Source organism: Streptomyces sp. NPDC101227, assembly GCF_044767545.1.
Classification (GTDB): Bacteria; Actinomycetota; Actinomycetes; order Streptomycetales; family Streptomycetaceae; genus Streptomyces.
Map to the genome: position 1 here is coordinate 215770 of NZ_JBIWOD010000014.1, position 22138 is coordinate 237907.

The 22138-nt window shown below is 72.1% G+C and carries 19 protein-coding genes and 1 rRNA gene; 9 read left to right on the forward strand and 11 right to left on the reverse strand.

What is annotated here, in order from left to right:
• Positions 1-218: 218 nt before the first annotated feature.
• Positions 219-1955: a DNA repair protein RecN gene (gene recN, locus ACIRPT_RS29145; protein WP_403832431.1), complete on the reverse strand. Its 1737-nt coding sequence runs from the start codon at positions 1953-1955 to the stop codon at positions 219-221.
• A gap of 337 nt (positions 1956-2292) precedes the next feature.
• Here recN and ACIRPT_RS29150 point away from each other — a divergent pair, with 337 nt between their 5' ends.
• Positions 2293-3783, forward strand: coding sequence for a S41 family peptidase (locus tag ACIRPT_RS29150; RefSeq protein ID WP_403832434.1), 1491 nt, complete (start codon positions 2293-2295; stop codon positions 3781-3783).
• Here ACIRPT_RS29150 and ACIRPT_RS29155 read toward each other — a convergent pair.
• The 3 genes from ACIRPT_RS29155 to ACIRPT_RS29165 are packed head-to-tail and all read right to left on the reverse strand — an operon-like array spanning position 3780 to position 5942.
• On the reverse strand, positions 3780-4721 hold the full coding sequence (locus ACIRPT_RS29155; protein ID WP_403832384.1) for an NAD kinase: 942 nt from the start codon (positions 4719-4721) through the stop codon (positions 3780-3782). The genes ACIRPT_RS29150 and ACIRPT_RS29155 overlap by 4 nt on opposite strands.
• On the reverse strand, positions 4718-5533 hold the full coding sequence (locus ACIRPT_RS29160) for a TlyA family RNA methyltransferase (protein WP_403832386.1): 816 nt from the start codon (positions 5531-5533) through the stop codon (positions 4718-4720). Before ACIRPT_RS29160 ends, ACIRPT_RS29155 begins: the two co-directional genes overlap by 4 nt.
• A gap of 7 nt (positions 5534-5540) precedes the next feature.
• The gene (locus tag ACIRPT_RS29165; RefSeq protein WP_403832388.1) at positions 5541-5942 is read right to left on the reverse strand and encodes a hypothetical protein; all 402 of its coding nucleotides are present in this window, start codon (positions 5940-5942) and stop codon (positions 5541-5543) included.
• A gap of 131 nt (positions 5943-6073) precedes the next feature.
• On the opposite strand from ACIRPT_RS29165, the gene ACIRPT_RS29170 reads away from it, so the two are divergent.
• The gene (locus ACIRPT_RS29170; protein ID WP_403832390.1) at positions 6074-6421 is read left to right on the forward strand and encodes a sterol-binding protein; all 348 of its coding nucleotides are present in this window, start codon (positions 6074-6076) and stop codon (positions 6419-6421) included.
• On the opposite strand, the gene ACIRPT_RS29175 is transcribed toward ACIRPT_RS29170, so the two are convergent.
• From ACIRPT_RS29175 to ACIRPT_RS29185, 3 genes are all read right to left on the reverse strand, one after another.
• Positions 6405-7226, reverse strand: a complete 822-nt coding sequence (locus ACIRPT_RS29175; protein WP_403832392.1) for an ABC transporter ATP-binding protein — start codon at positions 7224-7226, stop codon at positions 6405-6407. The two genes, ACIRPT_RS29170 and ACIRPT_RS29175, sit on opposite strands and share 17 nt — an antisense overlap.
• Positions 7227-7299: 73 nt before the next feature.
• Positions 7300-8379, reverse strand: a complete 1080-nt coding sequence (locus ACIRPT_RS29180) for a FecCD family ABC transporter permease (protein WP_403832437.1) — start codon at positions 8377-8379, stop codon at positions 7300-7302.
• A gap of 38 nt (positions 8380-8417) precedes the next feature.
• Positions 8418-9467: a FecCD family ABC transporter permease gene (locus tag ACIRPT_RS29185; RefSeq protein WP_403832396.1), complete on the reverse strand. Its 1050-nt coding sequence runs from the start codon at positions 9465-9467 to the stop codon at positions 8418-8420.
• Positions 9468-9557: 90 nt separating this feature from the next.
• On the opposite strand from ACIRPT_RS29185, the gene ACIRPT_RS29190 reads away from it, so the two are divergent.
• Both ACIRPT_RS29190 and ACIRPT_RS29195 read left to right on the forward strand, forming a co-directional pair.
• Positions 9558-10586, forward strand: a complete 1029-nt coding sequence (locus ACIRPT_RS29190; protein WP_403832399.1) for an ABC transporter substrate-binding protein — start codon at positions 9558-9560, stop codon at positions 10584-10586.
• An 89-nt stretch (positions 10587-10675) separates the two neighbouring features.
• Positions 10676-11602, forward strand: coding sequence for a siderophore-interacting protein (locus ACIRPT_RS29195; RefSeq protein WP_403832401.1), 927 nt, complete (start codon positions 10676-10678; stop codon positions 11600-11602).
• A gap of 46 nt (positions 11603-11648) precedes the next feature.
• On the opposite strand, the gene ACIRPT_RS29200 is transcribed toward ACIRPT_RS29195, so the two are convergent.
• Complete coding sequence (locus tag ACIRPT_RS29200) at positions 11649-12674, reverse strand: HAD-IIA family hydrolase (protein WP_403832404.1); 1026 nt, start codon at positions 12672-12674, stop codon at positions 11649-11651.
• 223 nt (positions 12675-12897) lie between these two features.
• On the opposite strand from ACIRPT_RS29200, the gene ACIRPT_RS29205 reads away from it, so the two are divergent.
• The 5 genes from ACIRPT_RS29205 (at position 12898) to ACIRPT_RS29225 (ending at position 19701) form a co-directional block, all read left to right on the forward strand.
• Positions 12898-14163: a DUF1015 family protein gene (locus tag ACIRPT_RS29205; RefSeq protein WP_403832406.1), complete on the forward strand. Its 1266-nt coding sequence runs from the start codon at positions 12898-12900 to the stop codon at positions 14161-14163.
• A 170-nt stretch (positions 14164-14333) separates the two neighbouring features.
• Positions 14334-15896, forward strand: coding sequence for a pyridoxal phosphate-dependent decarboxylase family protein (locus ACIRPT_RS29210; RefSeq protein ID WP_403832409.1), 1563 nt, complete (start codon positions 14334-14336; stop codon positions 15894-15896).
• Positions 15897-15965: 69 nt separating this feature from the next.
• Positions 15966-17297 (forward strand): lysine N(6)-hydroxylase/L-ornithine N(5)-oxygenase family protein, encoded by a 1332-nt coding sequence (locus ACIRPT_RS29215; protein WP_403832412.1) that lies wholly within the window; start codon positions 15966-15968, stop codon positions 17295-17297.
• Complete coding sequence (locus ACIRPT_RS29220) at positions 17294-17863, forward strand: GNAT family N-acetyltransferase (RefSeq protein ID WP_403832414.1); 570 nt, start codon at positions 17294-17296, stop codon at positions 17861-17863. The genes ACIRPT_RS29215 and ACIRPT_RS29220 overlap by 4 nt, the downstream gene beginning before the upstream one ends.
• Positions 17860-19701 (forward strand): IucA/IucC family protein, encoded by a 1842-nt coding sequence (locus ACIRPT_RS29225; protein WP_403832416.1) that lies wholly within the window; start codon positions 17860-17862, stop codon positions 19699-19701. Before ACIRPT_RS29220 ends, ACIRPT_RS29225 begins: the two co-directional genes overlap by 4 nt.
• Before the next feature lie 64 nt (positions 19702-19765).
• On the opposite strand, the gene ACIRPT_RS29230 is transcribed toward ACIRPT_RS29225, so the two are convergent.
• The 3 genes from ACIRPT_RS29230 to rrf form a co-directional block, all read right to left on the reverse strand.
• Positions 19766-20533, reverse strand: coding sequence for a hypothetical protein (locus ACIRPT_RS29230; RefSeq protein ID WP_403832439.1), 768 nt, complete (start codon positions 20531-20533; stop codon positions 19766-19768).
• Complete coding sequence (locus ACIRPT_RS29235) at positions 20470-21606, reverse strand: hypothetical protein (RefSeq protein ID WP_403832443.1); 1137 nt, start codon at positions 21604-21606, stop codon at positions 20470-20472. Before ACIRPT_RS29235 ends, ACIRPT_RS29230 begins: the two co-directional genes overlap by 64 nt.
• Before the next feature lie 227 nt (positions 21607-21833).
• A 5S ribosomal RNA gene (rrf, locus tag ACIRPT_RS29240) occupies positions 21834-21950 on the reverse strand.
• Between the last annotated feature and the right edge of the window lie 188 nt (positions 21951-22138).

Genomic DNA, 22138 nt, shown 5'->3' on the forward strand with positions numbered 1-22138 from the left:
CCCTACGGGATGTGTTCGCCCACCCCCTAAGGGGCTCAATCCCCCACAATCCGCGGACAAGTTACGCAATTCCGCCAGCCAGCAGCGCACTCCGCGCGGCCGCCGCGCCCCCGGCCCCGTAGGCGCCGCCCATCCGACGCTCTCAAGGCGCCGCGCCCCGCGACCGGGCCCAGCGCCCCGTAGGCGCCGAAGGCTCCGCCCCCGTACGCGCCGCGCCGCTATCGCCCCGTACGCGCCGTCTCCAGCAGCTCCTCGGCGTGTGCCCGGGCCGTCTCGGAGTCCTCCTGGCCGGCCAGCATCCGGGAGAGTTCGCGGACCCGCTCCTCGCCTTCCAGGACCGTGACGCCGCTCCTGGTGACCGAACCGTCGTGGGTCTTCTCCACCAGGAGCTGCCGGTCCGCGAACGCCGCGACCTGCGGGAGGTGCGTGACGACCACGACCTGCGCCGACCTCGCGAGCCGGGCCAGCCGTCGGCCGACCTCGACGGCCGCCTTGCCGCCGACACCCGCGTCGACCTCGTCGAAGAGGTAGGTCGGTACGGGGTCGGACCCGGCGAAGACCACCTCGACGGCGAGCATCACCCGGGAGAGCTCACCGCCGGACGCCCCCTTGGCGATGGGGCGGGGCGGGGTGCCCGGGTGCGGGGCCAGCAGGAGCTCGACCTCGTCGGCGCCGGACGGGCCGTAGGCCACCACGCGGCCGCCGACCTCGATGCCGTCGGCCTCGTCCGCCGCGTCGGGCAGCTCGGTCTGCCGGATCTGCACACTCACCCGGGCATGCGGCATGGCAAGTTCGGCGAGCTCGGCGGTGACCGCGTCGGCAAAGCGCTTCGCCGATGCCGTCCGGGCGTCGGTCAACTCCTGTGCCAGATCGCCCAGTTCGCCGCGGAGTGCGTCCCGCTCGGCGGTCAGCTCGCCGATGCGGTCGTCGTCGCCGTCCAGCTCGGCGAGCCGTGTGGCACTCTCCTCGGCCCAGGCCAGGACGCCCGCGATGTCCTGGCCGTACTTGCGGGTCAGATGGCCGAGGGCGGCGCGCCGCTCCTCGACCGCGGAGAGCCGGAGCGGGTCGGCGTCCAGGCCGTCCGCGTAACTGGCCAGCTCGCCCGCCACATCCGCCATCAGGATGCCGATCTCGCCGAGCCGGTCGGCCAGCGCGGACAGCGCCGGGTCGTGGCTGCGTACGGAGTCCAGGGCGCGGTGGGCGCCGGCGACCAAGGTGGAGCCGTCGACGTCTTCGGGGTCCTCGGGGTTGCCCGCCAGCGCGGCGTGCGCGGCGGTCGCGGCGGAGGCCAGTGCCTCGGCGTGGCCCAGCCGCTCCGCCTCGGCGGCGAGCTCGGTGTCCTCGCCCGGCTGCGGCTCGGCGGCGGCGATCTCGTCCAGGCCGAAGCGCAGCAGATCGGCTTCCTGGGAGCGTTCGCGGGCCCGGGTCGTCAGCTCCTCCAGCTCGGCGGCGACGGCGCGCAGCCGCTTGTGGGCGGCGGTGTACTTGGCGAGCGGGACGGCGACCGCGTCCCCGGCGTAGCGGTCCAGGGCCTGGCGCTGGCGGGCCGGGCGCAGCAGGCCCTGCTGGTCGGTCTGGCCGTGCACGGCGACCAGGTCGTCCGCCAACTCCCCCAGCAGGCCGACCGGGACGGACCGGCCGCCCAGATGCGCGCGCGAGCGCCCTTCGGCGGAGAGGGTACGGCTGATCAGCAGCGCCCCGTCGTCGAGCTCCGCGCCGGCCTCCTCGGCCCGTACGGCCGCCGGCGCCTCGGGGCGGATGGTGACCCTGCCCTCGACGACCGCCGACTTGGCGCCGAGCCGCACCAGGGCGGGGTCCGCGCGCCCGCCGAGCAGCAGGCCGAGGCTGGTGACGACCATGGTCTTGCCCGCACCCGTCTCGCCCGTCACCGCCGTGAAGCCCGGGGACAGCTCGACAACGGCATCGTCAATGACGCCCAGGGACCGGATCCGCATCTCCTCCAACACGGATACGACCTTACGAGGTCCGGGGGCCGCCCCGCGACGGCCTCCCCCTGTCTCCCGCTGTCTCCTGCCCGACACCTGCGGAAAACCCCACCGGAATCCTGCGGGATTCCTCATGGTGCGGGTTCGCACCCATCCGTCACGCTGAGTCACGAAAGAAAGCGACAGATACCCAACAGATGTCAAGCAGACGTCCAGCAGACGTCCACAGGAAAGCGACGGTGTCTCCGTGGAAACGCATGGTGTCCCTCTGAAAGACGTCCTCCCGCGCTGCGCCGCGCGCCGCCGCTCCCGCCGCCCCGGCCGGGCGCCGCTGCTCCTCACCGGCATGGCCGTCCTGGCCGCCCTCGCCACCACCGCGGCGTGCGCAGCCCCTGGCGGACCGTCCCGAGAGAGGGGCTCGGACAGGCACGCCCGCGGCTCGGCCGGTCCCCCGGCATCGGACGGCTCCCTCGAGGGCGTGTGGCGGATGGACGGCTACGGGACCCTGATCGCCATCAAGGGCCGCGGTCTGCGGACATACGAGACAACGGCCCGCAGCTGCCTCCCCGGCTCCGTCACGGGTACCCGCGCGGGCGCCCCCGACGCGGCCGGCAGCAGACGCTTCACGGTCCCCGATGCCGCCCCCGTCACGGTGTCACCGGACGGCGCCGGCCGCGCCGGACTGACCATCGAGGACGACGTCGGCCGGCGCACCCTGCACCGCATCGACGCGCTGCCCGCCCGCTGCGCCGAGCGACCGCCCCACGACCCCCGTGCGGTCTTCGACGTCTTCTGGCAGACCTACGCCGAGAACTACCCGTTCTTCCGCGCGAAGAAGATCGACTGGGCGGCCGTCCGCGACCGCTACCGCCCCCGCATCACGGCGAAGACCACCGACGGCGAGCTCTTCGCGGTGCTGCGCGCGATGATCGAGCCGCTGCACGACGCGCACACCAGCGTCGTCGCCGGCCCCGATCGGCACTACGCCGGCAAACGCCCCGGCACGGTCCTGCCCACCCCGGAATCCACCGCCCGGATCGACAAGGCCATCGCGGCGAACCTCGGGCCGGGAGTCACTCAGCGCCACTGGGCGAACGGCAGGCTCTCCTACGCCGATCTTCCCGGCCGCGTCGGCTACTTCCGCATCACCCAGTTCGCCGACTACACCGAGAAGGGCGACCACGCCGGTGATGTCGCGGAGCTCGACCGCGCCCTGAACTCCGTCTTCACCAAGGCCCGTACGCAAGGCCCGGCAGCCCTGCGCGGCCTCGTCGTCGACGTCCGGCTCAACGGCGGCGGCGCGGACCCGCTCGGCCTGCGGATCGCCTCCCGGCTCACCGGCCGCCCGTATCTCGCGTACGCCAAGCGGGCGCGCAACGACCCGTCCGACCCAGGGAAGTTCACCCCGCCCCGGCCGATACGGATTCACCCGCACCGGGGTCCCGTCTTTACCGGCCCGCTGACGGTCCTCACGGGGCCGCTGACGATCAGCGCGGGCGAGACCTTCACTCAGTCACTGATGGGCCGGGCCCCCTCACCCACCCGGATCGGGCAGCACACTCAGGGCGTCTTCTCCGACGTCATGGACCGCGCCCTCCCGAACGGCTGGAGTTTCGGCCTGCCCAACGAGGAGTTCCTGACCGCCGACGGCCGCACCTTCGACGGCCCCGGCATCCCCCCGGCCCTCCGTACCCCTGTCTTCACCGAAAGGGAGCTCGATGCCCACCGCGACTCCGCCCTCACCCGTGCCCGCACGCTCCTGGGCCGGCCCGCGCACACGCTCCTGGGCCGGCCCGCGCAAGGGGGCGGGGCCGGTGCCGGTGCCGTACGGCCCTAGTGCGGCGCCCCCCGCCACCCGGCCACCGGCAGGGCGAACTTCGCCACCAGACGGTCGGTGAAGGAGGCGTGATGCAGCCGCGCCAGGCGTACGGGCACGGCGCCGCGGCGGACCTCCACGCGGGCGCCCGCGGGCAGTTCTACGCTGCGGCGGCCGTCGCACCACAGCACACCGTGCGGGGTCTTGGGCTGGACCTCGACCGCCAGTACCGACCGCGGGGAGGTGACCAGCGGCTTGGCGAACAGCGCATGGGCGCTGATCGGGACCATCAGCAGGGCTTCGACCTCGGGCCAGACCACCGGACCGCCCGCCGAGAAGGCATACGCGGTCGAGCCGGTGGGGGTCGCGCAGACCACGCCGTCGCCGCCGAAGCGCGAGACGGGCCGGCCGTCGACCTCGGTGACGACCTCGAGCATCCGCTCCCGCGCGGCCTTCTCGACGGACGCCTCGTTGAGGGCCCAATCGGTGTGCACGACGCTGCCGTTGTTGCGTACCAGGACATCGAGGGTCATCCGCTCCTCGACCTCGTACGCGCGGGTGACGACCCGGTCGACGACCTTGTCCAGGTCGTCGCGTTCGGCCTCCGCGAGGAAGCCGACCCGGCCGAGGTTGACGCCGAGCATCGGCACGCCGGAGGTGCGGGCGAAGTCCGCGCCGCGCAGCAGTGTCCCGTCGCCGCCGAGCACCACGATCAGTTCGCAGCCCTCGGCCGCGCACTGCTCGGACTCGACGCGCTGGACCTCCGGCGGCAGCGGCAGGTCCGCGGCCTCCTCCGCGAGGACCCGCACGCCGATGCCGCTGCGCAGCAGCCCCTGGACGACGAGTTCGGCGCTGCGGATGGCCGCGGGGCGGCCGGTGTGCGCGAGCAGGAAGACCGTCCGCCTCGCGTCGTTGTGTTCGTGTGCTGCGCTGCCTTCAACTGCCTTGGTTGTGGTCAACGAGGCCCCTCCGCCACTGCACGGTCGACATCCGCCGGGTCGAGTGCTGGCGCCCCGGCGCGCAGCCACAGAAAGTACTCGACATTACCGGAAGGTCCTGGCAGCGGGCTCGCCGTCACGCCACGTACGCCGAGCCCGAGCGCGGCGGCGCGGGCCGCGACACCGCGTACCGCCTCGGCGCGCAGTTCGGCGCTGCGCACCACTCCGCCGCTGCCCAGCCGCTCCTTGCCCACCTCGAACTGCGGCTTGACCATCAGGACGAGGTCGGCGTCGGGGGCGGCGCAGGCGACGAGCGCGGGCAGGACGAGGCCGAGGGGGATGAAGGAGAGATCGCCGACGACGAGGTCGACGGGCTGCGAATCGATGCCCTCCAGCGTCAGTTCGCGGACGTTCGTACGGTCCTTCACGGTGACCCGGTCGTCGTTCTGCAGCGACCAGGCGAGCTGGCCGTAGCCGACGTCGACGGCGACCACATGGCCGGCTCCGGCGCGCAGCAGGACGTCGGTGAAGCCGCCGGTGGAGGCGCCGGCGTCCAGGGCCCGCCGGCCCTTGATCTCCAGGCCGAGCGGGACGAAGGCGGCGAACGCGCCGGCGAGCTTGTGGCCGCCGCGCGAGACATAGCCGGGGTCCCCGGCGTCCTCGCGTACGACGACGGCCGCGCCGGTCTCGACCTGGGTGGCCGCCTTGGTCGCGGTGGTCCCGCCGACGGTCACCCGTCCGGCGGCGATCAGCTGGCTCGCGTGTTCGCGCGAGCGGGCCAGCTTGCGGCGCACCAGCTCCGCGTCGAGTCGGCGTCGTGCCACTCCTGCCACCTGTGGTTCAGCTCCTGTTGTCGTGCGGCGTCGAGAAAGTCGGGGAAGGTGTGGGCGGCCCGGGGCGCTGGTCGAGAGCGGCCAGCGCATCGCGCAGCCCACGGTGCACATCCTCGTACACCTCGAGGTGGCCGCTCGCGGGGAGGTGGTCGGCATCGGCGAGACGCCGCAGCCGGGCGTCGACCGCCGCCTCGCCGGTGGGCGTGATCGCGACCCCGAGCGGCTGCGGCCCGGCGGGCGTCGCGTCGGGCGCCTCGGCAGCCCCCGCATGCTCCCCCGGCCCGGCGCCCGCCGGCTGCCCGGCCCCTGCGGGCTCCGCGGCTCCGGCCCTGGCCACGGCCCCCACGGGTTCCCCGGTCGCGTCCCCCGCGGCTGCCTCCGGCCCCTGGCCGGACGTCGGCTCTTCCATACCCCCGACGCTACCTCGGACGACCCGCCGGCCGCCCGGACACCACCGCTCGGCCGGAGGCGCGCGCGTCGCCTCTTCCGGCTCGCCGACGGCGAACGGGGCGCCCGCGTCCTGGCGTATCGTCGCTCCCGATGGCAACCCTCGACCAGTGCCGCGCCGCGCTCGACCGGCTGGCCCAGAACATGACCACGGCGGACGGCAACGTACGCAGCGCCGCCGCACTCGACCGCTCGCTCAGCTGCCGCATCACCGACCTGGACGTGACCTTCCTCGGCCGCCTGGCCGACGGCACCATCAAGGACGTCACCCACGTCCCTGGCAAGCCGCCGCACCGGGCCGAGATCCGGCTGTCCATGGCCGGCGACGATCTTGTCGCGGTGGTGGACGGCAGACTCAACTTCGCCAGGGCGTGGGGCAGCGGCCGCATCAAGCTGGAAGCGAGCCTGCGCGACCTGCTGCGCCTCAGGACGCTGCTGTAGCCGCCACGGCCGCCGCCTTACGGGGCTTGCGCGCCGCCGGGACGACCAGCGGGGTGCCGGTCTCCGGGTCGTCGATGACCTGGCAGGACAGCCCGAAGACCCGCTCCACCAGCTCCGCGGTGACGATGTCGCACGGCGCGCCCTCGGCGATGACGGCGCCGTTCTTCATGGCGATGAGGTGGGTGGCGTAGCGGGCGGCGTGGTTGAGGTCGTGCAGCACGGCGACCAGGGTGCGGCCCTGTTCCTCGTGCAGTTCGGCGCACAGGTCCAGGACCTCGATCTGATGCTGGATGTCCAGGTATGTCGTCGGCTCGTCCAGCAGGAACAGCGGGGTCTGCTGGGCCAGTGCCATGGCGATCCAGACGCGCTGCCGCTGCCCGCCGGAGAGTTCGTCGACGTAGCGTCCGGCCAGTTCGCCGACGCCGGTCGCCGCCATCGACTCCCGGACGATCCGCTCGTCCTCGGCCGACCACTGCCGCAGCAGGCCCTGATGCGGGTAGCGGCCGCGTGCCACCAGGTCCGCGACGGTGATTCCGTCCGGGGTGATGGAGGTCTGCGGCAGCAGCCCGAGGGTGCGGGCGACCTTCTTGGCGGGGAGCGAGGAGATGGCGGAGCCGTCCAGCAGTACCGATCCGGAGCTGGGTTTGAGCATCCGTGACAGGGCGCGCAGCAGCGTGGACTTGCCGCAGGCGTTGGGGCCGACGATGACCGTGAAGGAGTGGTCGGGGATGGCGACCGAGAGGTTTTCGGCGATGACCCGCTGGTCGTAGGCGAGGGTGACGTTCTCGGCCGTGAGACGGCTCACTTCGAGGCTCCTGGGATTGTCGTGATCACTGCTGTTGTCGGGCCGGCGTCCGGCGTGCCGCTGCGGGTGGCTCTCACATCCGCCCCGCCCTGCGCTCGGTCGCCAGCAGCCACAGCAGATAGCCGCCGCCGAGGACGCCGGTCAGCACGCCCACCGGCAGTTGGTCGGCACCGAAGAGGCGTTGCGAGGCCCAGTCCGCGGCGACCAGGAGCAGGGCGCCCATCAGGGCGGCGGGCAGCAGGTTGGGGCCGGGCATGGGGGCGCCCGCCGTGGCCGTGAGCCGGCGGGGGAGCCTCAGGCGGCGGGCGAGCTGGGGCGCGGTGAGGGCCACGAAGGCGATGGGTCCGGCCGCGGCGGTGGCGGAGGCGACGAGCAGGACGGCGGCCAGCAGCGTCACGATGCGGACCCGGCCGACCCGTACGCCGAGTGCGTACGCGGCGTCGTCGCCCATCTCCAGCATCCGCAGCGGGCGTGCGTGGAGCAGGAGCAGCGGGACGAGTACGGCGCAGACCGCGGCGAGCGGCCAGACCTGGGACCAGTCGCGGCCGTTGAGGGAGCCGTTCATCCAGGTGGTGGCTCGGGTCGCCTCGACGATGTTCGCCTTGGTCAGGAGGTAGAGCACGACGGCGTAGAGCATCGCGCCGGCGCCGATGCCGACGAGCACGAAGCGGTAGCCCTGGATGCCGCGCTTCCAGGCGAGCAGGAAGATGGCGATGCCGGTGACCACGCCGCCGACGACGGACCCGGCGGCGACCGCGAGGGTCCCGCCCTGGAAGAAGACGATGACCACCAGGGCGCCGACGGACGATCCCTGGGCGAAGCCCAGTACGTCGGGGCTGCCGAGCGGGTTGCGCGAGACGGTCTGGAAGACCGCGCCGGAGATGCCGAACGCGGCGCCGACCAGCAGCCCCACCAGGACGCGCGGCAGTCTCAGGTCCTGGACGATGAATTGCTGGCCGGGGTTGCCGCCGCCGGTGAGCGTGCGGAGCACCTCGGCCGGGGTCATCGGATAGTCGCCGGAGCCGATGAGCGCGATCGCGGCGGCCAGCGCGAGGGCCGCCAACAGCAGGCAGACGGCCACGGCCCGTACGTCCAGCCGGAACGAGAGCCCGCCCTTGGTCCGTACGGACAGCGCCTGCCGGGCGGCCGGCATCTCACGGCTCGCGCCCTTGCGGGGCTTCGTGGTCGCGCTCACAGCTGGGCCATCCTCCGGCGTCGTACGAGGTAGATGAAGACGGGGCCGCCGATGACGGCCGTGACGATGCCGACCTGGAGTTCGCCCGGCCGGGCCACCACCCGCCCGAGGATGTCCGCGCCGAGCAGCAGCACTGGCGAGAGCACCGCGGCGTAGGGCAGGATCCAGCGCAGATCGGGCCCGGTGAGGGCGCGTACGGCGTGCGGCACCATCAGGCCGACGTAGACGATGGGGCCGCAGACCGCGGTGGCGCCGCCGCACAGCAGGGTGACCGCGAGCATCGCCAGGACGCGGGTGCGGGTCAGTTTGGTGCCCAGGGCGCGCGCCTGGTCGTCGCCGAGCGCGATGGCGTTCAGCGGCCGGGCGAGCAGCAGGGCGAGGACGGCGCCCACGGCGAGGAACGGCGCGATCTCGGTGACCGTCGGCATGGTGGCGGTGGCCAGCGAACCGACCGTCCAGAAGCGCATCTTGTCGAGCGCCGCGGTATCCATGAGGTTGACGGCGTTGAGGTAGCCGGTGAGGACGGCGGTGAGCGCGGTGCCGGCCAGGGCGAGCCGTACGGGTGTGGCGCTGCGGGTGCCGCCGAGGATGTAGCCGGCGGCGGAGACCACCGCGGCCCCGAGGAAGGCGAACCACACATATCCGGTCAGCGAGGTGACGCCGAGAAAGCTGATGGCGGAGACGACCGCGGCCGAGGCACCGGCGTTGATGCCGAGAACTCCCGGGTCCGCGAGGGGATTTCGGGTCAGGGCCTGCATGACCGTGCCGGCCAGGCCCAGGGCGGCGCCGACGATGACGCCGAGCAGGGTGCGCGGCAGCCGTACGTCGCGGATGACGACGTCGGTGTCGGAGCCGGAGTAGTGGAACACCCCGTGCCACACCTGGTCGAGGGGTATCTGTTTGGCGCCGACGGCGATGCCGGCGACGGTGATGACGGCCAGGAGGGCCACGGAGGCGAGCAGCCCCGCGGAGCGCGTGAGGTGCCGGCGCTGCGGCGCCACCGGGGCCGGGGCCGTGGGTGCTTCGGGGGGACTGTCAACCAACACGGCAGTTAGGTTAGCCTACCCTCACATTCACCTTGCGAGCCCCCGCGCCGGCCCCGCCCTGCCCGCCTCCCAGAGAGAAGCGCACCCACCATGAGCACCTCCCGAAGCGTAACCCTGACCCGCCGCGGCATCCTGGCCGCGGGCGGCGCCGTCGGCATCGGCGCCCTGCTCGCCGCCTGCGGCGGTGCCAAGGGCTCCGGGGGCGCCAACGGCGGTGCCAAGGGCGGCCCCTGGTCCTTCACCGACGACCGCAGGAAGAAGGTCTCCCTCAAGAGCACCCCGCAGCGCATCGTCGCCTTCACCGGCACCGCCGCCGCGCTGCACGACTTCGGCATCGACGACCAGATAGTCGGCGTCTTCGGCCCGACCAAGCTCAAGAACGGCAAGCCCGACCCGCAGGCCGGCGACCTCGACATCCACAAGGTCACCATCATCGGCAACGCCTATGACCAGTTCAACGTCGAGAAGTATGCGAGCCTCAACCCCGATCTGCTGATCACCAACATGTACGAGCCGGGCGCGCTGTGGTTCGTACCGGACGACAGCAAGGACAAGATCACGGGCCTTGCCGAGTCCGTGGCCATCACCTCCGCGCGGGTCCCGCTCGTCAAGATCATCGAGCGGTACGCCGACCTGGCGAAGTCGCTCGGCGCCGACCTGAAGGCCGAGGAGGTCACCGACGCCAAGGCCCGCTTCGAGAAGGCCGCCGCCGCGCTGCGCAAGGCCGCCAAGAGCAACCCGGTCAAGGTGCTCGCCTGCTCCGGCAGCGCCAACCTCTTCTACGCCTCCAACCCCGGCATCAACGCCGACCTCATGTACTACAAGTCCCTCGGCGTCGATCTGATCGTCCCCGACCACCTGGACAAGGGCGGCTACTTCGAGAGCCTGAGCTGGGAGAACGCCGACAAGTACAAGGCCGACGTCCTGCTGCTGGACAACCGGACCGCCACCCTCCAGCCCAAGGACCTGGCCGCCAAGCCCTCCTGGGCCAAGCTCCCCGCCGTCAAGGCCGGCCAGATCACGCCCTGGTCGAGCGAGCCGCGCTTCTCCTACGCGGGCGCCGCACCGCTCATCGAGTCGCTCGCCCGGGCCATCGAGGGCGCCGAGAAGACCAGCTGACGCCCGGCCGCGGTGCATCGCCGGCCCCCGGGCCCTCAGCGCACCGCGGCCTCACCCACCCCCCGCCACCGCCACGGAAGGTCCCCGACATGACCACGACCGCCGCCCCCGCCACCGCGCCCTTCCGCTTCTTCGATGTCCAGGTCCTCCGCGCCCGGCGGGTGAGCACCTCGGTGGTCCGCATCACCTTCGGCGGCGAACGGCTGGAGGAGCTGGCGTCCGGCGGTCGCGATCAGCGCTTCAAGCTCTTTCTCCCGCAGCCCCACCAGGACCGGCCGGTCTTCGACGACACCGGGGACGGCTGGTACGCCGCCTGGCGGGCGCAGGACCCGGCCCAACGACCGGTGATGCGCTCGTACACGATCCGCGAACAGCGCCATGAGCCCCGGGAGTTCGATGTCGACTTCGCGCTGCACGGCGCGGGTCCCGAAGCGGCGTGCACGGCGGGTGGCCCCGCCTCCCGCTGGGCCGCCGGCGCCCGGCCCGGGGACCGGCTGACCGTCCTCGCCCCGGCCGTCGAGGACAACGGCGGCGTCGACTTCCGCCCGCCGGCCGGCACCGACTGGATCCTGCTCACCGGCGACGAGACGGCGCTGCCCGCCATCGCCGGCATCCTGTCCTGGCTCTCCCCCGGCACCCACGCCAAGGTCTGGATCGAGATCGCCCACGACGACGACCGGCAGCACCTGCCCACCTTCGCCGACGCCGACATCACCTGGCTCGTACGCGACACGGACGGCACTGGCGGCACTGGCGGCACTGGCGGCCCGGACGCCGCACACCGCGAGCCGGTGCTGGCCGCGGTGCGCGCCGCGGAGCTGCCCGAGGGCACCCCGTACGCCTGGATCGCCGGCGAGGCGGGAACGGTCAAGGCGCTGCGCCGGCATCTCGTGCGCGACCGCGGGATCGACCGCAGGGCCGTGAAGTTCACCGGCTACTGGCGGCGCGGCGCCACCGAGGAGGACCTGATCGCGGAGCTGATGGCGGGCGCGGCCGCCCCGTCCGACGAGGACTGAGCGCGCGCCCGCCGGCGCGGGGCCCGCATCGCGCGGGCCCCGCGCCTCACCACCCGATCCGCGCCAGGACCTTCCCCGCGTCCGCCGTGCAACTGCCGTCCCCCGCCGCCGTCCAGGCCGCCGCGCACAGCGCCCGCAGCCCGTCCAGCTGCCCGCCGTCGCCGTCCAGGACGAGCGCGCCCCCGGCGACGGCGGCCCGCCAGCCGCCGCACCGGAACCCGTCGTCCTCCCGCGTCACCGGCGACTGCGGCCCCAGCACCCCCCGCAGATCGGCGTCCACATACGTGGGGCGGTGCTGCGGCGGCGCGGCCAGCAGCTCCGCGGCCGTGGTGACGCCGGTGAGCACCAGCAGCGAGTCCACCCCGCCGTTGTAGGCGCCCTCGATGTCCGTATCGAGCCGGTCGCCGACCACCAGCGGTCGCCGCGCACCGGTGCGCAGCACACTCTCGCGGTGCATCGGCGGCTGCGGCTTGCCGGCCACCTGCGGCGATCCGCCCGCGGCGATGCGTACGACCTCCACCAACGCGCCGTTGCCGGGGGCGATCCCGCGCTCCTTGGGGATGGTCAGATCGGTGTTGGACGCGAACCACGGCACCCCGCGCTGCACCGCGTACGCCGCCTCCGCCAGCCGCGCCCAGTCCAGCGTCGGGTCATAGCCCTGCACCACGGCCGCCGGATCGTCGTCCGCCGACGCCACCGGCTCCAGCCCCCGCTCGCGCAGCGCCACCCGCAGCCCCTCGCCCCCGATGGCCAGCACCCGGGCACCGGCCGGCACCTGCTCGGAGATCAGCCGCGCGACCGCCTGCGCCGAGGTGATCACATCGTCCGCGCCGGTCGGCAGCCCGAAGCCGCTGAGCTGATCGGCGACCGCCTGCGGGGTGCGGGCGGCGTTGTTGGTCACATACGCCAGATGCATCCCGCCCTCCCGCGCCGCCGTCAGCGACTCCACGGCGTGCGCGATGGCCTCGCCGCCCGCGTAGACGACCCCGTCCAGATCCAGCAGCGCGGTGTCGTACGCCTCGCTCAGCGCGCGCTCACATCCGTCGGGCTGCCTGCGCACCTGCTCGTTCATGCCGTCTCGCTCCTCGCTCCGCACGTCGTCCCCCCAGTGTCCGACGGGCATCCGGGCGTCCGCCCTCCGGGGGGCGTTCCCCACCCCTCGCGAGCCGGTGTTCCCCGTCGTTCTCCAGTAGTTTTCCAGCCGTTCTTCCTCGGCTGTTTCCCGCCGATATTTCCGGCCGTCGCGGTCTGTACCCCGATCTTCCCTCATCGCCCGATCGGAATAGCATTCTTCAATGACCAGCACCGACGGCCTTCGCCTCCTCCCGTTCCGTGGACTGCGCTACGCCCCGGACCGGGTCAGCAGCCTCACCGCTGTCACCTCCCCGCCGTACGACGTCGTGGTCCGGCCGGACGGCGTACGCGAACTGGAGACCGCGGACCCCTACAACATCGTCCGGCTGATCCTGCCGCACGCCCCCGACCCCGCCACCAGCCACCGCCAGGCCGCCGACACCCTGCGCCGCTGGCGCGAGGAGGGCATCCTGGCCCCGGACGAGCGGGCCGCGCTGTATGTGTACGAGCAGCGCAGCGGCGAGGTCCTGCAGCGCGGGCTGATCGGCGCGCTGCGCCTGGACGGGCCGGTGCTGCCGCACGAGGAGGTCATCCCGGAGGTGGTCGAGGACCGGGCCGCGCTGATGCGGGCGGCGGCCGCCAATTTCGAGCCGTTGCTGCTCTCGTACCGCGGGCCGGGCACGGCCACCGGCGCCACCGCCGTGATCGAGCGGACGGTGCAGAGCGCCCCGCTGCTCGCCACCACCACGGAGGACGGTTTCGCGCACCGCCTGTGGGCCGTCACCGATCCCGCCGACCTCGCCGCCATCGACGACGATCTCGCCCGCCGGGAGGCCCTGATCGCCGACGGCCACCACCGCTGGGCGACGTATCAGCGGCTCTACGAGCAGCAGCCGGGCGCCACTCCGGCCTCCCCCTGGGCGTCCGGCCTGGTGCTGCTGGTCGACACCGCCCGCTATCCGCTCCAGGTCCGGGCGATCCACCGCGTCCTGCCGCATCTGCCGCTCGGCAAGGCGCTGACGGGTGTGGCGGGCGCCTTCCGCGTCCGCCGGCTGCCCGGCGAACTGCCCGCCGCGCTGGAGGCCTTGGAGCACACGCCCGGCAACGCCTTCGTCCTCGCCGGCGGGCCGGACTCCTTCCACCTGCTGGACCGCCCCGATCCCGGGCTGCTCGACCGTACGGTCCGCACCGACCGGCCCGAGGCGTGGCGGCGGCTGGATGCCACCGTTCTGCACTCCGTTCTGCTGGACGAGGTCTGGCGTATTCCCGACCGTCCGTCGGACATCGGGTATTTGCATCACACCGAGGCCGCCGTCGCGCAGGCGGCCCGGCACGGCGGCACGGCCGTCCTGATGCGGGCCACGTCCGAGGAGACGGTCCGTCAACTCGCCCGGTGCGGCGTGACGATGCCGCGCAAGTCCACTTCCTTCGGCCCCAAGCCGGCCACCGGCCTCGTCCTGCGCACGCTGGACGACGACGAGAACTGAAACCACCGCGGGCCGGCCCCCTGGGGCACTTCCCGGAGCACCCACACCCACCCGAGTGACTAGTTAGGTTAGGCTTACCTAACTACGTCGCCCGGGTGGGTTTTCCTGCCTCTGCGCACCTTTCGCCCTGCGCAGGACGTGGTCACGCCCCCATCAGGGAGGACCCCCTCATGAGTCTCCTCGCGCCCTTTGCCGAGGATCCGTCGCCCGCCGGCACATCCCCCGCCGAACCGGCCGACAGCAGGAGCTATCTGCTCAACAACGCCACGGCGGCCCGCTACCGCGACGCCGTCACCGCATCCGTCGCCCGGGTCGGCGCCAAAATCGCCGCCACCGACCGCCCGTTCACCGGCATCTCCGTCGACGGCCTCACACCCGCCGTCGCCGCCGTCGACCTCGAAGCGCCGCTCCACGACCCGGCCGCCGCGCTCGACGAACTCGAAGAGGTCTACCTCCGCGACGCCGTCTACTTCCACCACCCGCGCTACCTCGCGCACCTCAACTGCCCCGTGGTGATCCCCGCGCTGGTCGGCGAGGCCGTCCTCGCCGCCGTCAACTCCTCCCTGGACACCTGGGACCAGAGCGCCGGCGGCACCCTCATCGAACGCCGCCTCATCGACTGGACCGCCGACCGCATAGGCCTCGGCGAACGGGCCGACGGCATCTTCACCAGCGGCGGCAGCCAGTCCAACCTCCAGGCCCTGCTGCTCGCCCGCGACGAGGCCTGCCGCCGGGAGCTGACCCGCGGCGGCGCCCACCCGGCCGCCCGCCTCACCGATGTACTGCCCCGGCTGCGCATCCTCACCTCCGCATGCAGCCACTTCAGCATCCGCAAGGCAGCCACCCTGCTGGGCATGGGCGCCGAGGCCGTCATCACCGTCGCGACCGACGCGGACAAGCGGATGCGCACCGCCGACCTGGCCGAGGAACTGGCGCGCTGCCACCGCGAGGGCCTGATCCCCATGGCCGTCGTCGCCACCGCCGGCACCACCGACTTCGGCTCCATCGACCCGCTCCCCGGCATCGCGGACCTGTGCGCCCGGCACGGCGCCTGGATGCATGTCGACGCCGCCTACGGCTGCGGCCTGCTGGTCTCCCGCCGCCGCGAGCTGCTGGCCGGCATCGAACGCGCCGACTCGGTGACCGTCGACTACCACAAGTCCTTCTTCCAGCCGGTCAGTTCCAGCGCCGTCCTGGTCCGCGACCGCGCCACCCTGAAGCACGTCACCTACCACGCGGACTACCTCAACCCGCGCCGGATGGCCGAAAATCGCATCCCCAACCAGGTCGACAAGTCGATCCAGACCACCCGCCGCTTCGACGCCCTCAAACTCTGGCTCACCCTGCGCATCATGGGCGCCCGAGCCCTCGGCGAACTCTTCGACGACGTCATCGACCGCGCCGCGGACGCCTGGAAACTCCTCCACGACGACCCCCGCTTCGACGTCGTCGTCGAGCCGCAGCTGAGCACCCTCGTCTTCCGGTACGTACCCGGCACCGACCCGGACCCGGAGCTCGGCGACCGCGTCAACCTGCACGCCCGGGACGCCCTGTTCGCCTCCGGCGACGCCATCGTCGCGGGCACCGTCGTCGACGGCCGCCACTACCTCAAGTTCACCCTGCTCAACCCGGAGACCACGCTCGAGGACATCGCCACCGTCCTCGACCTGATCGCCGAGCACGCCGGCAGCTATCTGGCCGAGGCCGCCGCACCGGCCCTCAGCGCCCGCTGACCCGCCCCCATGCCCTAAGGGCATGAGGGCCGGCCCCCACCCGAGCCGACCTTCCCCATCGGAGACCCCGTGTCCGCCCCGCACTCCGCCCCGTACGACTTCATCGCCATCGGCCTGGGCCCCTTCAACCTCGGCCTGGCCTGCCTGACCGACCCGATCGAGGAACTGAACGGCCTGTTCCTCGACAACAAGCCGGCCTTCGACTGGCACCCCGGCATGATGCTCGACAGCAGCCACCTCCAGGTGCCCTTCATGGCCGACCTGGTCACCCTCGCCGACCCCACCTCGCCCTTCTCCTTCCTCAACTACCTCAAGGAATCCGGGCGGCTCTACCCGTTCTACATCCGCGAGAGCTTCTATCCGCTGCGCGCCGAATTCAACGACTACTGCCGCTGGGCGGCCGGCAAACTCGGCAGCGTCCGCTTCGCCCACCAGGTCACCACCGTCGAGTACGACGAGAGCGAAGAGCTCTACGTCGTCCACGCCGAGCACCTGCCCACCGGCGACCGCACGACCCACCGCGCCCGCAAGCTCGTCCTGGGCACCGGCACCCCGCCGCACGTCCCCGACGCCTGCCGGGACCTGGGCGGCGACCTCCTCCACAACACCGACTACCTGGACGCCAAGGCCAGCCTCCAGGCCAAGGACACGATCACCATCGTCGGCAGCGGCCAGAGCGCGGCCGAGGTCTACCACGACCTCCTCCAGGACATCGACAGCCACGGCTACCACCTGACCTGGGCCACCCGCTCCCCCCGCTTCTTCCCCCTCGAATACACCAAGCTCACGCTGGAGATGACCTCACCGGAGTACGTGGACTACTTCCACGCCCTCCCCCCGGCCACCCGCGACCGCCTCAACGCCACCCAGAAGCACCTCTACAAAGGCATCGACTCCGAGCTGATCAACGACATCTTCGACCTCCTCTACCAGAAGAACCTCGCGGGCCCCGCCCCCACCCGGCTCCTCACCAACACCGCGCTGAACCAGGCGAGTTACGACGCGACGAGCGGCACCTACACGCTCGGCCTCCGCCAGGAGGAACAGGGCCAGGACTTCACCCTCGACACCCAGGGCCTGATCCTCGCCACCGGCTACCGCTACCGCGTACCGGACTTCCTCGCCCCCGTCCGCGACCGCATCGCCTGGGACGACGCCGGCCGCTACGACGTGGCCCGCAACTACAGCATCGACACCACCGGCCACGGCATCTACGTGCAGAACGCCGAGCTGCACACCCACGGCTTCGTCACCCCCGACCTCGGCATGGCCGCGTACCGCAACTCCTGCATCATCCGCGAGCTGCTCGGCCGCGAGCACTACCCGGTCGAAAAGGCCATCGCCTTCCAGGAGTTCGCCGCCCCGGCCACCCCGCACCACCCGCTGGAGATCCCCGCATGACCGCCCCCCTCTTCACCCGCACGGACACCGCACTCGGGGACTTCTCCCTACGGCCCGTCGACCCGGGCGCGGACGCCGAACTGCTCCACGGCTGGGTCACCCACCCCAAAGCCGTCTTCTGGCTGATGCAGGGCTGTGACCTCACCGCCGTGGAAAAGGAGTTCACGCGAATAGCCGCCGACCCCTTCCACGACGCCTACCTCGGCCTGCACAACGGCACCCCGGCCTTCTTGATGGAGCGCTACGACCCGGCCCACCGCGAGCTGGTCGGCATCCACGCCGTTGAGGCCGGCGACGTCGGCATGCACTTCCTCACGGCCCCCACCGCCACCCCCGTGCACGGCTTCACCCGCGCCGTCATCACCACCGTCATGGAGATGCTCTTCGCCGACCCGGCCACGCACCGCGTCGTCGTCGAACCGGACGCCCGCAACACCGCCGTCCACGCCCTCAACAAGACCGTCGGCTTCGAGGTCGTCCGCACCGTCGCCCTGCCCTCCAAAGACGCCCACCTCAGCACCTGCACCCGCGACCAGTTCCTGGCCACCCGAGGAGAGACCCGATGACCGCCGGCACCCGGCCGACCCCCCAGGAAGCCGTCGCCCACCTCACCCCCGCCCTGTGGGCCCGCGCCAACCGCCTCCTGATCCGCAAGGCCCTGGCCGAATTCGCCCACGAACGGCTGCTCACCCCCAAGCGCCTCCCCCAGGACGGCCACTACACCCTCTCCAGCGACGACGGCACCACCGCCTACCGCTTCGCCGCCCGCAGAGGGGCCCTCGACCACTGGTCGATCGACCCCGACAGCATCACCCGCCACCGCGGCCACACCGAACTCCCCCTGGACGCCCTGGAGTTCCTCACCGAGCTGCGCGAAACCCTGGGCCTCAGCCGGTCCGTCCTCCCCGTCTACCTGGAGGAAATCAGCTCCACCCTCTCCGGCACCGCCTACAAACTCGCCGCCGACCGGCCCACCGCGCGTGAACTCGCCGCATCCGGCTTCCAGGCCATCGAGACCGGCATGACCGAGGGCCACCCCTGCTTCGTCGCCAACAACGGCCGCCTCGGCTTCGGCATCCACGAGTACCACGCCTACGCCCCGGAAACCGCAAGCCCCATCCGGCTCCTGTGGCTCGCCGCCCACCGCGACCACGCCACCTTCACCGCCGGCGCCGGCCTCGACTACGACACCCTCATCCACGCCGAACTCGACGAAATCACCCGCACCCGCTTCACCACCACCCTCACCGGCCTCGGCCTCAACCCCGACGACTACTACCTCTTCCCCACCCACCCCTGGCAGTGGTGGAACAAACTCGCCGTCACCTTCGCCGCCGAGGTCGCCCAGCAGCGCCTGGTGTGCCTCGGCCCCGGCGACGACGACTACCTCGCCCAGCAGTCCATCCGCACCTTCTTCAACACCACCCACCCCACCCACCACTACGTCAAAACGGCCCTCTCCGTCCTCAACATGGGCTTCATGCGCGGCCTCTCCGCCTCCTACATGGAGGCCACACCCGCCATCAACGACTGGCTCGCCCGCCTGATCGCCGCCGACGACACCTTCCAGGCCGCCCGCTTCTCGATCATCCGCGAGCGCGCCGCCATCGGCTACCACCACCGGGGGTACGAGGCCGCCACCGACAAGGGCTCCCCGTACCGCAAAATGCTCGCCGCCCTCTGGCGCGAAAGCCCCGTCCCCACCCTGGAGCCCGGCCGGCGCCTCGCCACGATGGCGTCCCTCCTCCACACCGACCACGACGGCGCCTCCCTGACCAGCGCGCTCATCGAGGAATCCGGCCTGGAACCCGCCACCTGGCTCCGCCGCTACCTCGACGCCTACCTCACCCCCGTCCTCCACGCGTTCTACGCCTACGACCTGGTCTTCATGCCGCACGGCGAAAACGTCATCCTCGTCCTCGAGGACGGCGCGGTGACGCGGGCGATCTTCAAGGACATCGCCGAGGAAATCGCCGTCATGGTCCCCCAAGGTCTTAAGGACCAGGGAGGTGCCCCCACCTGTGCGGTCCTGCCGCCCGCCGTCGAGCGCATCCGCGCCGACGTCCCCGAGGACAAAAAACTCCTCTCCCTCTTCACCGACGTCTTCGACTGCTTCTTCCGCTTCCTGAGCGGCACCCTCGCCGACAACGGCACCCTCTCCGAGGACGCCTTCTGGCGTACGGTCGCCGACTGCATCACCGCCTACCAGGCCGCGCATCCCCACCTCGCCGCGAAATTCGCCCAATACGACCTCTTCGCCGACGAGTTCGCCCTCTCCTGTCTCAACCGCCTCCAGCTGCGCAACAACCAGCAGATGGTCGACCTGGAGGACCCGGCCGGCGCCCTCCAGCTCATCGGCACCCTCCGCAACCCCATCGCCCCCTACTCCCCCGCCTCCCCCTGACACCCCCAACGCCGAAGGGCGGGACCCCACCGGGGTCCCGCCCTTCGCCTTACCGCTCCGCTACTCAGCCCTTCTCGGACCGCTCCTCGCCCTCGGCGTCGTCATCGGCCTCACCAGCGGCCTCCTCGACACCCTCATCGAGCTCGTCGCCGTCCTCGAGCACATCGGTGAACTGCACACCGTCCAGCTCCGCGAGCCGGTCCGAGGCATCCGTAGTGCCGGACTGGTCGGCCTCCAGCGCCTTGGCGAACCAGTCGCGCGCCTCGCCCTCGCGCCCGACCTCCAGGAGCGCGTCCGCGTACGCGTAACGCAGCCGTGCGGTCCACGGGTGCACCGCATTCGACGCCAGCTCGGGGCTCTGCAGCGTCACCACCGCGGCGTCCGCCTGCCCCATGTCCCGACGGGCCCCCGCCGCGACCAGCCGCATCTCGACCTGCCCGGCCCGGTCCAGCCGCTGCACCTCGGGCTCACCGGCCATGGCCATCGCCTTCTCCGGCCGGCCCAGACCGCGCTCGCAGTCCGCCATGACGGGCCACAGCTCCACACTGCCGGTCATCCGCCGCGCCGCCCGGAACTCCGCCAGCGCCTCGCTGTACTTACCGACCGCGTACGCCGCGAATCCCGCGGCCTCGCGCACCGCCGCAACCCTGGACGCCAGCCGCAGCGCCACCCGCGAGTACCCGTACGCCTTCTCCGGGTCCTCGTCCAGCAGCTTCGCGACCATCACCAGGTTCTTGGCGACATCCTCGGCCAGCGTCTTCGGCAGGCTCAGCAGCTCCTGCCGCACATCCTTGTCGATCTCGTCACCGGTGACGTCCTCGGGAATCGGAATCCGCTTGATCGGCTCCCGGTCCCGCTCACGCCGCTCGTCCCGCCGGTCATCACGCCCACGCCCGCCGCCGTACGGCCGACGCCCGCCACGCTCATCATCCCTACGGAACCCACCACGGTCGCCACCCCGGTCATCCCGCCGCGGCCCCCGGTCATCCCTGCGGAAGCCCCCGCGGTCGCCACCCCGGTCATCGCGCCGGTCGCCCCCGCGGTACCCACCACGGTCGCCACCCGACGGCCGGTCATCACGCCGGAAGCCGCCCCGCTCACCACCGGACGGACGGTCATCCCTGCGGAACCCGCCACGCTCGCCTCCGCGGTCATCGCGCCGGTCGTCCCTACGGAAGCCCCCGCGGTCGCCACCGGACGGCCGGTCATCACGCCGGAAGCCCCCACGGTCACCACCGCGGTCATCGCGCCGGTCGCCCCCGCGGTACCCACCGCGGTCGCCACCCGACGGCCGGTCATCCCTGCGGAAACCACCACGGTCGCCGCCCCGGTCGTCGCGCCGGTCATCCCGTCGGAAACCACCGCGATCGCCCCCGCGGTCATCCCGCCGGTCGCCGCCGCGGTACCCACCACGGTCACCACCCGACGGACGGTCATCACGCCGGAAACCGCCCCGCTCACCACCGGACGGCCGGTCATCACGCCGGAAGCCCCCACGGTCACCACCGCGGTCATCGCGCCGGTCGCCCCCGCGGTACCCACCGCGGTCGCCACCGGACGGACGGTCATCCCTGCGGAAACCACCACGGTCACCACCACGGTCATCCCGCCGGTCACCACCGCGGTATCCACCACGATCGCCACCCGACGGACGGTCATCACGCCGGAAACCGGGGCGGTCGCCACCCCGCTCATCGCGCCGGAATCCGCCGCGCTCATCATCGCGACGCGGCCCACGCGGCCGGTCATCGCGCCGGTCGCCGCCACGGTACCCACCGCGGTCGCCACCGGACGGACGGTCATCCCTGCGGAAACCACCACGGTCACCACCACGGCTGTCCCGCCCCGCGAAACCGCCACCGCCGCCGGCCGGGCGGCCGCCACGGTCGCCACGGTCGCTGTCACGACGCGGCCCACGGTCATCACGCCGGAAACCACCGCGGTCACCGCCGTCGCGCCGCTGCGGCCGGCGCTCCGAACGATCGTCGGAAGAGTTGGTGGACATCGACGTGACTCCTGTCTTCGGTACTGCATTCATTCTCACGCACCGACCACTTCGGCGCGCTTCGGGAAAAACAAAAAAGGACCCTTGGTCCCAGCTGAACGCTGGGACCAAGGGTCCTTGAAAGATTGTTCGGCGGCGTCCTACTCTCCCACAGGGTCCCCCCTGCAGTACCATCGGCGCGGAAAGGCTTAGCTTCCGGGTTCGGAATGTAACCGGGCGTTTCCCTAACGCTATGACCACCGAAACCCTATCGGGTTCTAGCGAACAAGCACACTTTTTAGTTAAAGAGTGAAACTCGGTTCAACCAGCGATTGCGACTGTTCGCAACCCGGGAACCACACAGTGGACGCGAGCAACTGAGGACAAGCCCTCGGCCTATTAGTACCAGTCAACTCCACCCGTTACCAGGCTTCCATATCTGGCCTATCAACC